This is a genomic window from Parabacteroides goldsteinii (genome assembly GCF_020091425.1).
Classification (GTDB): Bacteria; Bacteroidota; Bacteroidia; order Bacteroidales; family Tannerellaceae; genus Parabacteroides; species Parabacteroides goldsteinii.
On record NZ_CP081906.1, the window covers coordinates 1925175 to 1940905 of the forward strand.

10 protein-coding genes are annotated in these 15731 nt (G+C 41.0%); 7 read left to right on the plus strand and 3 right to left on the minus strand.

What is annotated here, in order from left to right; all coding sequences use genetic code 11:
* Nucleotides 1-114 precede the first annotated feature (114 nt).
* The 4 genes from K6V26_RS08975 (at nucleotide 115) to K6V26_RS08990 (ending at nucleotide 3230) form a co-directional block, all read left to right on the plus strand.
* Nucleotides 115-276 carry a hypothetical protein gene (locus K6V26_RS08975; protein WP_007656601.1) on the plus strand — a complete coding sequence of 54 codons (162 nt, stop codon included), beginning with the start codon at nucleotides 115-117 and terminating at the stop codon, nucleotides 274-276.
* Between the two features lie 101 nt (nucleotides 277-377).
* Nucleotides 378-533, plus strand: a complete 156-nt coding sequence (locus K6V26_RS08980) for a hypothetical protein (protein WP_007656609.1) — start codon at nucleotides 378-380, stop codon at nucleotides 531-533.
* Between the two features lie 1030 nt (nucleotides 534-1563).
* Entirely contained in the window at nucleotides 1564-2007 is a 444-nt protein-coding gene (locus K6V26_RS08985) for a hypothetical protein (RefSeq protein ID WP_007656613.1), read from the plus strand.
* 8 nt (nucleotides 2008-2015) lie between these two features.
* Complete coding sequence (locus K6V26_RS08990) at nucleotides 2016-3230, plus strand: sodium ion-translocating decarboxylase subunit beta (RefSeq protein ID WP_007656615.1); 1215 nt, start codon at nucleotides 2016-2018, stop codon at nucleotides 3228-3230.
* Nucleotides 3231-3332: 102 nt separating this feature from the next.
* Here the strand turns inward: K6V26_RS08990 and K6V26_RS08995 are convergent, their stop codons facing one another.
* Together K6V26_RS08995 and gyrA are read right to left on the minus strand one after the other, a co-directional pair.
* Nucleotides 3333-4553, minus strand: a complete 1221-nt coding sequence (locus K6V26_RS08995) for a tetratricopeptide repeat protein (RefSeq protein ID WP_007656617.1) — start codon at nucleotides 4551-4553, stop codon at nucleotides 3333-3335.
* A 40-nt stretch (nucleotides 4554-4593) separates the two neighbouring features.
* A complete protein-coding gene (gyrA, locus tag K6V26_RS09000; RefSeq protein ID WP_007656618.1) occupies nucleotides 4594-7170 on the minus strand; it encodes a DNA gyrase subunit A in 2577 nt (858 codons plus the stop codon).
* A gap of 221 nt (nucleotides 7171-7391) precedes the next feature.
* On the opposite strand from gyrA, the gene K6V26_RS09005 reads away from it, so the two are divergent.
* Both K6V26_RS09005 and htpG read left to right on the plus strand, forming a co-directional pair.
* On the plus strand, nucleotides 7392-9953 hold the full coding sequence (locus K6V26_RS09005) for an ATP-dependent Clp protease ATP-binding subunit (RefSeq protein WP_224265141.1): 2562 nt from the start codon (nucleotides 7392-7394) through the stop codon (nucleotides 9951-9953).
* Between the two features lie 111 nt (nucleotides 9954-10064).
* Nucleotides 10065-12116 (plus strand): molecular chaperone HtpG, encoded by a 2052-nt coding sequence (gene htpG / locus K6V26_RS09010; RefSeq protein ID WP_224265142.1) that lies wholly within the window; start codon nucleotides 10065-10067, stop codon nucleotides 12114-12116.
* Nucleotides 12117-12691: 575 nt separating this feature from the next.
* Here htpG and K6V26_RS09015 read toward each other — a convergent pair.
* Nucleotides 12692-13873, minus strand: a complete 1182-nt coding sequence (locus K6V26_RS09015) for a vWA domain-containing protein (RefSeq protein WP_046147082.1) — start codon at nucleotides 13871-13873, stop codon at nucleotides 12692-12694.
* Nucleotides 13874-14026: 153 nt separating this feature from the next.
* Between K6V26_RS09015 and K6V26_RS09020 the strand changes: the two genes are divergently transcribed.
* Nucleotides 14027-15724 (plus strand): tetratricopeptide repeat-containing sensor histidine kinase, encoded by a 1698-nt coding sequence (locus K6V26_RS09020; protein WP_224265143.1) that lies wholly within the window; start codon nucleotides 14027-14029, stop codon nucleotides 15722-15724.
* Nucleotides 15725-15731: the final 7 nt, after the last annotated feature.

Here is a 15731-nt window from a genome sequence, read left to right on the forward strand (position 1 = left end):
ATTTAACGATGATCACCTTTTTTCGTTAAAAGAGATTGTGTATGTGAACAATGTGAAATTAATATTGTTAGATGAAAGTTAAAACAATATTAATCAATCTAAAACGACAAAAGTATGATACCTAGCACTGAATTGGAAAATGGTAAAGTTGAATTAATTCGTGAAATACTCGATATCAGTGATATACATGATATTGATTTACTCAAAGAATACAATAAAGAACTAGCCGATTCTTTAACACAGGAGCTAACTCCGGATGCTGGAAAAAACGATTAAACAAAATAATGCATCTGTCATTCAAAAAAAGTCTGTGAGTTGATAGGGGTATTTTCTTTTTTTCTGTCTCATAGATGAAGTTGAATTTAAAATGGAAAAAAATGGAAACAGCTGAAAGAGAAAAAGCACCTATGTTGTGGTACTGGAGTATTCCTGAAAATGGTATGGATATTGAGGATTGCGAAAAGATCGCAAAGGAAAATCTCGTTAACAGACCGAATAACAGATATATGGAGATGCATATTGCTTTCGTTTGAAAAGTATAATACAGAGAGAGTTTAAGGCATGTAGAGTATCAAAAAAGATACATACATGCCTTTTTAGTATTTATTAGTATATGATTCCGGAACATAAATAAATGACGTTTTGTTATAATATCGAATAAAATAAAGTTCTCTACAGAGATAATTTTCAGGGATCGTTTAATAACCCCAGAAAAAAATAGCAGAAAATTATTCTGTAGTCAGAACCAAATAAAGCATATCATTGTTATAATGATAAACAGAGCTTGAAAAAAGATTCTGTAATAATTATGTTAGTAGTATTTGTTTTTTCATATAAGTAGAGTTTGTTATTTGTTTGGTCCGTATGTAACTGTGAAGTTATATACGGATTTTTTATGCCTGAATAGCTCCTGATATCTTTCTGTTACTATTTTTTATAATTCCCATTATGTTTAATAGAGTTATAAGAAGTTATCCTGGGACTATCCCACGCAAATTATTTTCAACTTTTATTGACAAAATTATGTTGTATGTTAAATAACTATTCTAACTTCGCACCGCGATGAAAAAAGTATTGTTGATAGTATCGTTTCTGTTTCTGCTTCTTTTGAATATGCAGATAAAGACTGAAGATGAAAATATTTTGTCTCCTGCGAAAACGACTTTTGTCTGCAGTAAGGAAAAACATCCATTCCAGGACGAGTTAAAGAATTATGATTTAAGTCAAAGCTATCATTCAGTCTATTGTCTTACTACTCGTAGCCAGGTGTTGCCAACCCGATGCGAACGTCCGTTTAAAGTGACTACCCGTCTTTTGGAGTTGTTTCTTCAGAAGGAACAAAATATTCTGAATAAAGTATCTGAAACATTTTTAATATCACAATCAGTAAAATTCTCCACTCTTCGTATACGATCAGGCCATTGGGTCTACGTACTGCGGAAAATAATTATTTAGTTTAACATCTTTCTTTTTATTCTTTTTTATTGTCTGCACGTGAATTGGCAGATAATGACTAATCATGTACCTAATAAGGTATTATATTGGATTTTAAATTAAATAATTATGTTAAGTCTATTACTTTCAACCCTTGAAATGATGGCTCTGACCTTCATTATCGGTTTTGTTGTTGCCGGTGTAATCAAGCTTATTGCTGTTTGGGCCGACTCCCTGGAATTTCACCATTCTCACAGTGATGAACTGATGCAATTCGGCAAACTAAATAAATTGCGTGCCAAAATTGGTGAAATATTAGGGCTGGATGTGGTAAATAATGAAGAAGATGTGACTGATGACGAACGCGAAGAATTCCGTCGTGGTGTAAACAGCGATCTTCTCCACATAAAACCGTCCGGATATTATCATGGCGTAAGTCATGGCGCTTCTCATTTGGATCTGATGGATTATTATTATCCACAGGATACTCGCATTATGTACCTCAAAAAAGAGGAACAGCTAATGAGAAAGAACAATACAAACAAAAAGGAGAATCCTTCTATCGAAAAATAAAAACAGATATGGAAAATGTTGATTTTTTTAGTTTGTTCCAAGGCTTTGGAACAATGGTTGCCGGTGGATGGATACTGGCTGTTGCGCGTGTTTTTTTGATTACACTTGGCGGCCTACTCGTTTATTTAGGTTGGAAAGGAGTCCTGGAGCCGATGGTTATGATCCCGATGGGATTAGGAATGGTTGCAATCAATTGTGGTACTTTAATCATGCCGGAAGGTGTATTAGGTAATTTATTCCTGGATCCTATGCTTTCAGATACAGACGAGTTGATGAATACAATGCAGATTGATTTTCTTCAACCCGTATATACGCTGACTTTCAGTAATGGCTTGATTGCCTGTTTTGTGTTTATGGGAATTGGAACATTATTGGATGTGGGCTTTCTGCTTCAGAAGCCTTTTGCCAGTCTTTTCCTGGCTCTTTGTGCGGAACTGGGAACTTTTCTGACGTTACCTATTGCCAGCGCTTTTGGTTTGTCTTTAAGTGAGAGCGCTTCTGTTGCGATGGTTGGCGGTGCAGATGGTCCGATGGTTTTGTTTACATCCCTGATCCTGGCCAAACATTTATTTGTTCCTATTACTGTTGTTGCTTATTTATATCTGGGACTGACCTACGGAGGATATCCTTATCTGGTCAAACTCCTGATCCCGCAGCGTTTGCGTGCCATAAAAATGACCACTACAAAACCACCCAAAAACTACGATGCTAAAGTTAAACTGGCTTTTTCTGTTATTTTGTGTGCTGTTTTATGCTTTTTATTCCCGGTGGCCTCTCCCCTTTTCTTTTCATTGTTCCTGGGTGTTGCCGTTCGCGAATCAGGCATGAAGCATATTTATGATTTTGTCAGTGGTCCGTTATTGTATGGTTCGACTTTCATGCTGGGGCTGTTATTGGGTGTATTGTGTGATGCTAAGTTGTTACTTGATCCCAAGATCTTGAAATTATTGGTATTAGGAATTACTGCATTGTTATTGTCTGGTATCGGAGGTATCATTGGCGGATATATCATGTATTTCATTAAACGCGGAAATTATAACCCGGTAATCGGTATTGCTGCTGTCAGTTGTGTTCCTACTACTGCTAAAGTAGCACAGAAGCTGGTAAGTAAAGAGAACCCGGACTCTTTCATTTTAGGTGATGCGTTAGGTGCTAATATTTCAGGTGTTATTACGTCTGCAATTATTACAGGTATTTATATAACGATTATCCCTTATCTGTAAAGGGCTGTATCACTACTGATAGAAAATAGCTGATCCCGAGTATAAATATAAAAATAGCCATCTCAACAGAGACGGCTATTTTTATATATAATGAAATGATTATTATTTGTTCATTTCAGCTTCGATAGCTTCCAGTTCCGGACCCATGTTCAGATTATAATAGATACCTCTTAAAGCAACCATATATTCTGATTCGCTAGGTTTCATTTCGTGAGCTTTCTGGAAATAAGGAAGAGCTTGTTTGAAAAGATCTTTTGCAATAGTTAATTCTTCCTGATATTTCTTGCTATCATTGATCATGTTAGCTTCACCCTGTTTGTTTACAGCCTGGTTGTAATATATACGTCCCAAAGCAGACATCGATTCAACACTTTCCGGATTGACTTCTAAAGCTTTCTTGAATGTTTCTTCTGCTTTTGCATAATCTTTAATACCTGTTTCGTAAACAATTCCTAATGCATGATACAGCTGACTATCAGAAGGTTTCTGTGCAATTGCAGTATTCAGATAACTTATTGCTTTTTCGTTTTGACTTGACTGGATGTAAGCGTCAATTAAACTCATCAGGAAGAACTCTTCATTGGGGAATTTTGCATAACCTTCTTCAAGAGTCTTAACATAGTTTACACTGTCACCAGCCTGTTTGTATTCGTAAGACAAATACTGGTAAACATCATTCAGTCTGAAATCTGAACTTTTTGCACGTTCCAGAGCTTTGATTGCTATAGGAGAATCCTGCAATTGAGTAGCTGCAACAGCTGCATAGAACTGAACAGTCATGAAAGTAGAATCTTTTTCAGCAGTCTGAGTTCCTTCGAACATAGGCAGTTCAGAGATTTCCAGATACTGGTTGAAGAAGTCATAAGCCTTCTTATAATCCTTCTGATCGAAATAGTAAGCACCACCGTTAAAGAAATATACATGGTCAGCACCTAAAATACTCTTAATGTCTTTAGAATATTTAGGTTTGATTTTACCTTTTTCGTTAGGAAGCTGATCCAGTTCGTAAGCCTTCTTGAAATAAGGAAGGATAGCACCTAATGCTTCGTACATAACTGGTTCATTCGGCTGTTGTCCTAAAATCTGTTTTGTTCTTTCAGCACTGAACTGCTGGTCTTCGATAAAACCTGCAACATACCATGCCTGGGCGTCATCCTTTGTTTCAGGATTTTCCAAAGCACCTTTGATTAAGGCTCTTGCTTCAGTGAAGTCTGCCTTGTCTCCTTTTGCTATTCCTTGCGCCTCCTTAACGGCTTTCTTTTGAGCGAAAGAGGCAGATGATGCTGCAACACATAGTGCAACTGTTAATAATAATCGTTTCATTGTGATAGTAATTTGAGATTAATATTTCTATTTGTTTAAATTATTCATTTGTTGTCTCTTCAGTATCATTTGCGATATCTTCAGATCCATCAAAACCGGTTAATTCTTCATTATTTTCATTCTGAGCATCCAGTTCAGCGCTTTCTTCATCTACCTGCTCATCCGGTTCGGACAATACCTTACATACCGAGGCTATTTCATCATTACGTTTACCCAGGTTGATCAGGCGAACACCTTGAGTTGCACGGCCGATGACGTTCAGATCTGTTACTTTCATACGGATAGCGATACCTGACTTGTTAATGATCATGATGTCATTTTCCTCTGTCACATTCTTGATGGCAACCAGTTTACCTGTTTTATCAGTAATGTTGATCGTCTTGACACCTTTACCGCCACGGTTAGTCATTCGGTAATCTTCCACATTCGAACGTTTTCCGTAACCCTGTTCAGATACAACCAGTACAGTATCGGTTTCCTTATTCTTGATACATACCATACCTACCACTTCGTCGGAAGGATCATTATCCAATGTCATACCTCTAACGCCGGAAGCAGTACGTCCCATGACGCGAACCGCACTTTCGTGGAAACGAATAGCCCGTCCGTTACGGTTAGCAATCAGTACTTCGTTGTCTCCGTTGGTCATACATACTTCGATCAGGCCGTCGTCTTCACGCAATGTGATCGCATTTACGCCATTCTGACGCGGACGTGAGTATGCTTCAAGCAATGTTTTCTTGATAACACCCTTCTTGGTACAGAACAACAGATAATGTGAATTGATAAATTCAGTGTCGGTAGTCAGCTTCTTCACGCGGATAAAGGCGTTTACTTTATCATCCGCTTCAATGTTCAATAAGTTCTGGATGGCTCTACCCTTTGCATTCTTAGCTCCTTCCGGAATTTCATATACTTTCAGCCAGTAGCACTTGCCTTTTGCTGTAAAGATCAACAAAGTGGCATGCATAGAAGCCGGATAGATATATTCCACGAAGTCTTCGTCGCGTGTTACCGAGCCTTTCGCTCCTACTCCGCCGCGTCCTTGTGCACGGAATTCACTCAGCGGCGTACGTTTGATGTATCCCATGTGGGAAATAGTGATGATCATCTCATCATCGGCATAGAAATCTTCAGGATTCAGTTCTTCGGAAGCATATACGATATCTGTTTTACGTTCGTCGCCGAACTTATCTTTTACTTCTTGTAATTCTCCTTTGATAACGTCCATACGAACATCTTCATTTTCAAGAATCTCTTTCAAACGGGCGATCAACTTTTCAATTTCTTCGTATTCTGCACGCAGTTTGTCCTGTTCCAGTCCGGTTAACTGACGAAGTCTCATTTCAACGATTGCACGTGCCTGAACATCCGATAAAGAGAAACGTTCCATTAAACGTTCGATGGCTTCGTTCGGGCTCTTGGATGATTTGATGATAGCAATTACTTCGTCGATATTATCAGAAGCAATGATCAAACCTTCCAGGATATGCGCTCTTTCTTCGGCCTTCTTCAGTTCGAAACGGGTACGACGGATAACAACTTCATGGCGATGTTCAATAAAAGCCTTGATCATATCCTTCAGGTTTAACTGTCTCGGACGACCGTTAACCAAAGCGATATTGTTTACACTGAAAGAAGATTGCAGGGCAGTCAGCTTATATAATTTATTCAGTACAACGCCTGAATTGGCATCACGTTTCACGTCAACGACGATACGCATACCGTTACGGTCTGACTCATCGTTTACATTAGAAATACCCTCAATACGCTTGTCATTAACCAGGTCGGCTATATACTTGATCAGTTCTGCCTTATTAACAAGGTAAGGGATTTCAGTGATAATAATCTTTTCGTGATTATTTTCTACTTCAATTTCTGCTTTACCACGAAGAATGATACGTCCTCTACCGGTTTCGAATGCTTCTTTTACACCGGCATATCCGTAAATTGTAGCACCAGTCGGGAAGTCGGGCGCTTTGATGTATTGCATCAATCCTTCTACATCAATATCTCCGCGAGCGTCGATATAGGCAATACATCCGTCGAGTACTTCACTCAAATTGTGTGTCGGCATATTGGTTGCCATACCAACTGCGATACCAGAACCACCATTTACCAGCAGGTTAGGAATACGGGTCGGCAATACAGTCGGTTCTTTCAGTGTGTCATCGAAGTTCAACTGAAAATCTACCGTATCCTTCTCGATATCCCGGAGCATTTCCTCGGCAAGTTTACTTAATCTTGCCTCCGTGTAACGCATAGCGGCAGGACTGTCACCGTCCACTGAACCGAAGTTTCCCTGTCCATCAACCAACGTATAACGCATAGACCATGTTTGTGCCATACGAACCATTGCGAAATAGACGGACGAGTCGCCATGTGGATGATATTTACCTAAAACTTCACCAACAATTCTCGCAGATTTTTTATAAGGTTTGTCGGATGTATTACCCAATTCATTCATTCCAAACAAAATACGACGATGAACCGGTTTGAAACCATCCCTAACATCCGGAAGGGCGCGTGAAACAATAACAGACATTGAATAGTCAATGTATGCCGATTTCATTTCCTCCTCGATGTTAATCTTAATAATTCTGTCTTGATCAACCATTTAGTTTTATATTAATTACACTCAATATCTCACCTTTTAAAAAGTGCACTAAGGTAACGCTTTTCCCATTATCACGAAAGTTTTTACGCTGAAATTTTATTATTCAGAAATATTGGGGGTTTCTTAAGGAATAATGGCATGAAATTTGTTAGGTATATATAGAGAGTTTATTAATTTTGCATTCACAGTACATTATTATAATAGATAAGGATTCATATAATATGAAAAATAATTATTCGAAAAGGCTGATCGACGTTATAGAGTATAGCCGCGAAGAAGCCGCCAGGCTTCAGAACAGTTATATCGGGCCGGAACACTTAATGCTTGGTATCATCCGCGACGGTGATGGCAAAGCCATGCAGTTGCTGCATGATTTGCATGCCGACGTATTCGATATAAAGAAGAGGATTGAGCAGGAGATCAAAAATACATTTGAAACTGAAGAGTCCGAATTACACGATATAGCCATCAGTAAAACAACTGAACGCGTATTGCGCATGAGTATGCTAGAGTCACGTTTGTTTAAAACAGACGAGACGGGTACGGAACATCTGCTTCTTGCTATTCTGAAAGAAGAGTTCAATGTTGCCGCCAAAGTATTGGGTGAAGCCGGTATAAACTACCGTAACGTATATAACAATCTGGCAAACGGAACAAACATGAACCGTATGGAAGAACTGGAAGAGATAGACGAAATCAGTGACGGTTATACGGATGACGAAGACGATGAAGAAGAAGATTTCTCTTCACGTAAGGAATCCCCCCGCTCCTCTTCAGGTACCAGTGCCGCACAGCCCAAGTCACCGAACGATACTCCGGTATTGGACAATTTCGGTACGGATATGACACGTGCCGCTGCCGAAAACCGCTTGGACCCGATTGTTGGTCGTGAGAAAGAGATTGAACGCCTGGCACAGATTTTAAGCCGGCGTAAAAAGAACAATCCGGTACTGATCGGTGAACCGGGGGTAGGTAAGTCTGCTATTGTAGAAGGACTTGCCCTGCGCATTATCCAGCGTAAAGTATCACGTGTGTTGTTCGATAAGCGGGTGATCAGTCTGGATATGGCCTCTATCGTGGCCGGAACAAAATACCGCGGACAGTTTGAAGAACGTATCAAAGCAATTTTGAACGAACTTTCAAAGAATCCGAACATCATCCTGTTTATCGATGAAATACATACCATTGTCGGAGCAGGATCGGCTTCCGGTTCTATGGACGCTGCCAATATGCTGAAACCGGCGCTGGCACGTGGTGAAATACAATGTATCGGTGCTACGACGCTGGATGAATATCGTAAAAACATCGAGAAAGACGGTGCTTTGGAACGTCGTTTCCAGAAAGTGATTGTCGACCCGACAACAGCAGAAGAGACATTGCAGATTCTGAAAAATATCAAGCCCCGTTATGAAGAACATCACAATGTGATCTATACGGACGAGGCGCTGGATGCTTGTGTAAAGCTGACGGAACGATATATCAGCGACCGTAACTTCCCGGATAAGGCAATCGATGCTTTGGACGAGGCCGGTTCTCGCGTACATATATCTAATATTACAGTACCGAAGAGTATCGAGGAACTGGAAGCAAAAATAGAAGATACGAAAACCGAAAAACTGGCTGCCGTAAAGTCACAGAACTTCGAACTGGCTGCAAGTTTCCGTGATAAAGAACGTCAGTATCTGTTGCAGCTGGAAGCAGCGAAAGCTAAGTGGGAACAGGAATTGCAGGAACATCGTGAAACAGTAGACGAAGACAAAGTAGCTGAAGTGGTAGCCATGATGTCAGGCGTACCTGTTCAGCGTATTGCCAAAGCAGAAAACCTGAGACTGCTGGAAATGGCAGACAACTTGAAGAAGCAGGTAGTCGGCCAGGACGATGCCGTCCAGAAGATCGTAAAAGCGATCCAGCGCAACCGTGTAGGATTGAAAGACCCGAACAAACCAATCGGAACCTTTATGTTCCTCGGCCCAACTGGTGTAGGTAAAACTCACTTGGCTAAAAAGTTGGCTGAATATCTGTTTGATTCGGCTGATTCATTGATTCGTATCGATATGAGTGAATATCTCGAAAAGTTCGCGGTTTCCCGCCTGATCGGTGCACCTCCGGGATATGTAGGTTACGAGGAAGGTGGCCAGCTGACGGAAAAGGTTCGTCGTAAACCCTACTCCGTTGTATTGCTCGACGAGATCGAAAAAGCGCATCCGGATGTATTCAACTTGCTGTTGCAGGTATTGGACGAAGGTCGCCTGACTGACAGTCTTGGCAGACGGATCGACTTCAAGAATACGATTCTGATCATGACTTCCAATATCGGAACACGTCAGTTGAAAGACTTCGGCCGTGGCGTCGGATTCAGTTCGCAGGCAGCCGGTGAAATGGATAAGGACTTCTCTCGTGGTGTGATTCAGAAAGCACTGAATAAAGCATTCGCTCCTGAATTTCTGAACCGTGTCGACGATATCATCATGTTCGACCAGCTTGATAAAGATGCGATCCACAAGATCATTGATATTGAGTTACAAGGACTTTACAAACGTGTTTGTGGTCTGGGCTACGAACTGGTACTTACCGACGAGGCAAAAGATTTCATTGCAACGAAAGGCTACGATGTACAGTTTGGCGCCCGTCCGCTGAAGCGTGCCATCCAGAAATATCTGGAAGATGAAATGGCCGAGTTGATAATCCGTGCATCCGTTGGCGAAGGCGACAAGATCGTTGTAGACTTCAATAAAGATGAACAGAAAATAGTAACATCCGTACAAAAGAAAGGACAGGAATAAGTCGTTTCTTCCGGTAATAAAGTCAAAATGTCAGATAGAACCTATCTGGCATTTTTTTTGTTTATATCGTAACGTCAAACGAATTATTATAACATTAAAAATATAAACAAAATGGCTAAACAAGGAAACATAGGTGTTACAAGTGAGAACATCTTCCCTATCATCAAGAAGTTTTTGTATAGTGATCACGAAATCTTCCTTCGTGAATTAGTGTCGAATGCTGTGGATGCTACACAGAAATTGAAAACCCTGGCATCTGTCGGTGAATTCAAAGGAGAGCTGGGCGACCTGACCGTTCAGGTTAGTTTCGACGACAAGATCATCAAGATTTCTGACCGTGGTATCGGTATGACAGCCGAAGAAATTGACAAATACATTAACCAGATCGCATTTTCCGGTGCTGAAGAGTTCGTAGAAAAATATAAGAACGATGCAGCTGCTATCATCGGACATTTCGGTCTTGGTTTCTATTCTTCTTTCATGGTTTCAAAGAAAGTGGAAATTGTAACCAAATCTTATAAAGAAGGCGCTGTTCCTATGAAATGGAGTTGCGACGGCACTCCCGAATATACGTTGGAAGAAACACAGAAAGACGACCGTGGTACAGATATTATCCTGTATATCGACGACGAAAACAAAGACTTTCTGAATAAAGACAAGATCAGCGGTCTGCTGACAAAATACTGCCGTTTCCTCCCCGTTCCTATCGCATTCGGTAAAAAGCAGGAATGGAAGGACGGTAAATATGTCGATACCGACGAAGATAACATCATCAATGATATCACTCCGGCATGGGTTCGCAAACCGGCCGATATGACTGATGAAGACTATAAGAAATTCTACCGCGACTTGTATCCAATGTCGGAAGAACCGTTGTTCTGGATTCACTTGAATGTGGATTATCCGTTCAATCTGACCGGTATCCTCTACTTCCCGCGCATCAAGAGCAACCTCGACCTGCATCGTAACAAGATTCAGTTATACAGCAACCAGGTATTTGTAACCGATTCCGTAGAAGGTATCGTTCCTGAATTCCTGACATTGTTGCACGGCGTACTCGATTCTCCGGATATTCCATTGAACGTTTCCCGTTCTTATTTGCAGAGCGACCAGAACGTGAAAAAGATCTCCAATCATATCACAAAGAAAGTGGCCGATCGCCTGGAAGAAATGTTTAAAAACGACCGTCCTCAGTTCGAAGAAAAATGGGATAGTCTGAAACTGTTTATCCAGTACGGTATGCTGAGCGACGAAAAGTTCTATGATCGTGGTGCCAAGTTCGCCCTTTTGAAAGACGTAGACGGTAAATATTATACTTTTGAAGAATATAAAGCATTGGTGGAAGCCAACCAGACAGATAAGGAAGGAAACCTGATCTATCTGTACACTACGAATGTAAACGACCAGTACAGCTATATCCAGGCCGCTAAAGATAAAGCATACAGTGTATTGATCATGGACGGCCAGCTGGATGTCCATGCTATCAGCCAGATGGAACAGAAATTCGACAAAACCCGTTTTGTTCGTGTGGACAGCGATACGATCGACAATCTGATCCGTAAGGATAACGTTGGTCAGGTTACACTGAATGAAGACCAGAAGAATGCTTTGCAGGAAATGTTCAAAAGCCAACTGCCGAAGATCGAAAAGACCGATTTCATCGTTACATTCGAAGCATTGGGTGAAAACTCTAATCCGGTTATGCTGACCCAGAGCGAATATATGCGTCGTATGCGTGAAATGTCTGCTATGCAGCCGGGAATGTCATTCTACGGAGAAATGCCTGACAATTACAATCTCGTGTTGAATACCGATCACGAATTGGTTAAGAAGGTACTTTCTGAGGAAGAACAGAACTGCGAAGAAAAACTGAAACCGATCCAGGCGGACCTGAAAGGTTGGAAAGCACGTCAGGAAGACCTTCGTGAAGCGCAGAACAAGAAAAAGGAAGAAGAGATTACTTCTGCTGAAAAAGAAGATATGACAAACACGAACCATAAGATCGACGAACTGACTTCGCAACGTAATGCAATCCTGACAGAATATGCAGGTAGCAATAAGCTGGTCAGCCAGTTAATCGACCTGGCACTGCTTGCCAACGGTATGCTGAAGGGTGAAGCATTGAGCAAATTCATTAAACGCAGTGTTCAGCTGATCGGATAAATAAGTGAGTTACTCACTATGTATAAAATATCATATAAACCGTTCACCCTTCGCCTGCTTGGCATTAATGTATTACTATACAGATTGTTATAGAGGTGAATGATAGGTGAATTATTGATCGAAAAGGTGAAGGGTTGCTTTAAACCCTTCACCTTTTTTGTTTTATATTACTGTGCAGTAATAGCCAGGCTATTATGTATTAACTCAAAAGTCTTTTACTTTTATCTCTGGCACAATAAACTATTGACTTACCGACCTACGTCGTTAAGCTTGTCGACGTAGGTCGGTAAGCATTGCGACGTATATCGGCAAGCTTAATGACCTACGTCAATAAGCAAACAACTACCTTTTCACGCCTTATCTTCCAATAACTCTGAACTTACTTCCTCGGTATGTATTCATTTATATTTCAAAAGGTGAATGGTTTAAAGTAACCGTTCACCTTTTTCTTTATTCATTCATCTACTATTTACCTTTATAGTAATCTATATGACAGTTTGTTACTATTGTAAAGGTGAAGGGTGAACGGTCTTTTACAGAAAAACTATGTAATTGGAACATGTAGAGACTAGTCATCATTCTGCTTCCACCGTATACCCTTTCAGGTTGGCAAATGTCAGGATGGAGCTGGTGATTGCTTTACCCAGATCGTCTCCGCTGTCATCTCCTTCCTTTTTAAGTTGCTCTTCGATATAAGCCTGGCGTTTGATTGCCAGTTCGGCTATTTCTTTTTGGATAGCTGTTCTCTCCTTTTCCTTTTGGGTGATGATGCTCTTTATTTCTTCTGTAGACTTGTTTTGCAGTTCTTGGGGCAGTTCATCCTTTTTGATGCTCGACAAGACGTTTTGGTCTTCTTTCATCTTATCTACCAGGTCCCATGACGTATTCTTGTAAGCAGATCCGGATTTGCTTACGGCACGTTCGGCATAATTGGCCGACGATATTGTGCCGGCATTTTTGTCCTGGGCAATCTGATTCATTTTACGTTCTCTCCCGGTAGAGCCATAACTGATATAAGTATCGTTCAACTTATTGTTGCATAGGATGATCTGCGGGTCAAAAGGTGTTTTGATGGCACGGACAGTCGCATCGGCATTTATATTGAAGAATTTGCCGTTTCCTCTCAAAGCGGCATCCTTCCAATAGTCACGGACACCGATTTCTTCATCACCGCAATGGATTGTATTAACAAATATATTTTTCTTCAAGGCATCGGCAATAGCCGTTTTGTAAGAGACAGAACCCTGCGTAAACTCTTCATTGCCGGCAATATAGACCAGTTTCATATCCGCTTCGTTTTGCCCCCACTCCAACTCTTTTACTGCCCGCTGGATGACTGTACCGCAATACTCTTCGCTTCCGCTGGTTGTCAGGGCGAATAATTCTTTCGAGATCAGGTCGAGATCGACTGTCAAAGGGGTTATTTGCCGGATATAATCACCTTTATACAGCATATAACTGCCATATTCGTATAAGGCAATCTCTATTTCCGGTGTCTCTCCCTTATATTTCAGCGTCGTGAGTGTATTGACTATATTCCACAGACGGGATTTAGCCTGTTCGATCAGTCCCTGCATGCTGCCGGAAGTATCCAGCAGGATAGCAACCTGTATTTTCGTCTTTTTGGCAGTTACGGCATTTGTGACCGGTGTACTGGCAGGCTCTGCATTCGCCGTTACGTTTCTGGCTTCCAGTATGCAGCCTATTGATGTTGTTAATGCTGTGAATAAGACACATAGTAGAATAATTCTTTTCATATTTGGAATTTTTTTAATAGGTTTATGGCTCAAAAATAGAATGTTAATAATTAAGATTCCGGGAAGAATGTGTGAACCGGCGTTTTGAGTTGGTGAAATATAGGATATAAATGTTTTACTTATATTTACTTTACAATCTCAATAAAACATGATATGAACAGACTGATTATATATTTGACAATATGGCTGCTAACAGGTCCCTGCATAACAATGACAGCACAGGATTCCGTTCCTCCTGTCTATCAAAACAGTGCCAGAAAAGCAGTGATGAAACTCTCCACGTCACTGGAAAGCGGAAAGTCGGATTATTCGGTTGCGACGGATTATGAAGCACTGGCAAAAACACTCATGATACAGGGGGAATACGAGAAAGCAATGAATTATCTTATCAGTGCCCGCCAGTTGTTTTACAAAATCAAAAACAATGAAAAGATAGCACGGGTTGACCGTGAAATGGCAAGGATACAGGAGATACAAGGGAAGATACAAGAGGCTATTTTAAGTTATGGCAATGCCGCCCACCTGTCACAGGACACTAATTTTATTGAACTGAATACGAATGATGTGAACCGGTTAAAGAATATCTCAAACCCAGTTGCACAATCTCCTTATATACAGCGAAATATTGAATTACTGAACACCTCCTACAAACCGGAACAACAGGAGGATCGGGTCGCCGCCTTCCATCAGATGGCAAATGTCAACCTGGTCATGGATAATAAGGAAGCCGCCATAGGTAACCTGAACAGCATATTGTCTGAAGTGAAGGACAAACCGGTAGAAACCATCAAGGTACAAAGAGAAATTGCCAAAGTATATGCCGCCGATAGCCAACAGGTAAAAGCTCTCGCCTCCCTTCAGCAATCCTATGATATGGCGTTGAAGGAGGGCCATACGATAGAGGCGAAGAAAAGCCTGGAACAGCTGGTCGAGCAATACAGGAAAGAGAACCAGCAACGGAAAGCCTTGGACTTATATGCAGACTTTATGGAAAAACTGGAACCGCTGGTTAAATCGGACAGCACACTGATAGACCAGAAATTCTTTCAGGCACATGAAGCCCGTATCGCCCAGTTGGAGAAAGAACGTATCCTGAAAGACGAACTGATCAGAAAGAAAAACACCTTCAACTATGTACTGATCGGCTCGATTGTCCTGATCCTTATTTTTCTCGTGTTTATCGTCAAAGCCTGGTATTCCATCAGACGGAAGAATAAAAAGATAGCCCTCCAGTCGTTGCGCCGTGAGATGAATCCTCATTTCATCTTCAACAGCCTGAATAGTGTGAATCAGTTTATTGCCCAGAATAATGAGTTGGAGGCGAATAAGTATCTTTCCTCCTATTCCCGCCTGATGCGAAATATAATGGAAAACTCCAATAAAGACTTTACGCCGCTCTCGACGGAGCTCGAACAATTGAAAGAATACCTCGATCTGGAACACATGCGTTTCAGCGATAAGTTTGTTTACGAGACAGATGTGGATGAATCGCTTGACACCGACCATATATCTGTGCCTAACATGCTGATACAACCCCAGTTGGAAAATGCGATCTGGCATGGCTTACGGTATAAAGAGTCCGGTGGCCTGCTGAAACTGTCCGTAAAGCCGGAAGGCAATAGTCTTTGTGTTAAAATCGAAGACAATGGGATCGGACTGAAAAAAAGCAACGAGCTTAAAACCCGGCACCAGAAAGAGCATCATTCACGCGGCCTGACTAATACCCGTGAGCGTATCAACCTATTGAACAGCTTGTACAGTATGCATATCACGATCGAAATTACTGAGAAGGAAGGAGATGATGAAGATACAGGCGTGATCGTCCTGCTCAGATTCCCCCTTATTGTCTGATTGCGCA

Excerpts from the sequence above, each read along its gene's own strand:
- K6V26_RS09015 (WP_046147082.1), bottom strand. The coding sequence starts at position 13,873 with ATGAAAAGAATTATTCTACTATGTGTCTTATTCACAGCATTAACAACA.
- K6V26_RS09005 (WP_224265141.1), top strand. The coding sequence starts at position 7,392 with ATGAAAAATAATTATTCGAAAAGGCTGATCGACGTTATAGAGTATAGC.
- K6V26_RS08980 (WP_007656609.1), top strand. The coding sequence starts at position 378 with ATGGAAACAGCTGAAAGAGAAAAAGCACCTATGTTGTGGTACTGGAGT.
- htpG (WP_224265142.1), top strand. The coding sequence starts at position 10,065 with ATGGCTAAACAAGGAAACATAGGTGTTACAAGTGAGAACATCTTCCCT.
- K6V26_RS09020 (WP_224265143.1), top strand. The coding sequence starts at position 14,027 with ATGAACAGACTGATTATATATTTGACAATATGGCTGCTAACAGGTCCC.
- K6V26_RS08985 (WP_007656613.1), top strand. The coding sequence starts at position 1,564 with ATGTTAAGTCTATTACTTTCAACCCTTGAAATGATGGCTCTGACCTTC.
- K6V26_RS08990 (WP_007656615.1), top strand. The coding sequence starts at position 2,016 with ATGGAAAATGTTGATTTTTTTAGTTTGTTCCAAGGCTTTGGAACAATG.
- K6V26_RS08975 (WP_007656601.1), top strand. The coding sequence starts at position 115 with ATGATACCTAGCACTGAATTGGAAAATGGTAAAGTTGAATTAATTCGT.
- gyrA (WP_007656618.1), bottom strand. The coding sequence starts at position 7,170 with ATGGTTGATCAAGACAGAATTATTAAGATTAACATCGAGGAGGAAATG.
- K6V26_RS08995 (WP_007656617.1), bottom strand. The coding sequence starts at position 4,553 with ATGAAACGATTATTATTAACAGTTGCACTATGTGTTGCAGCATCATCT.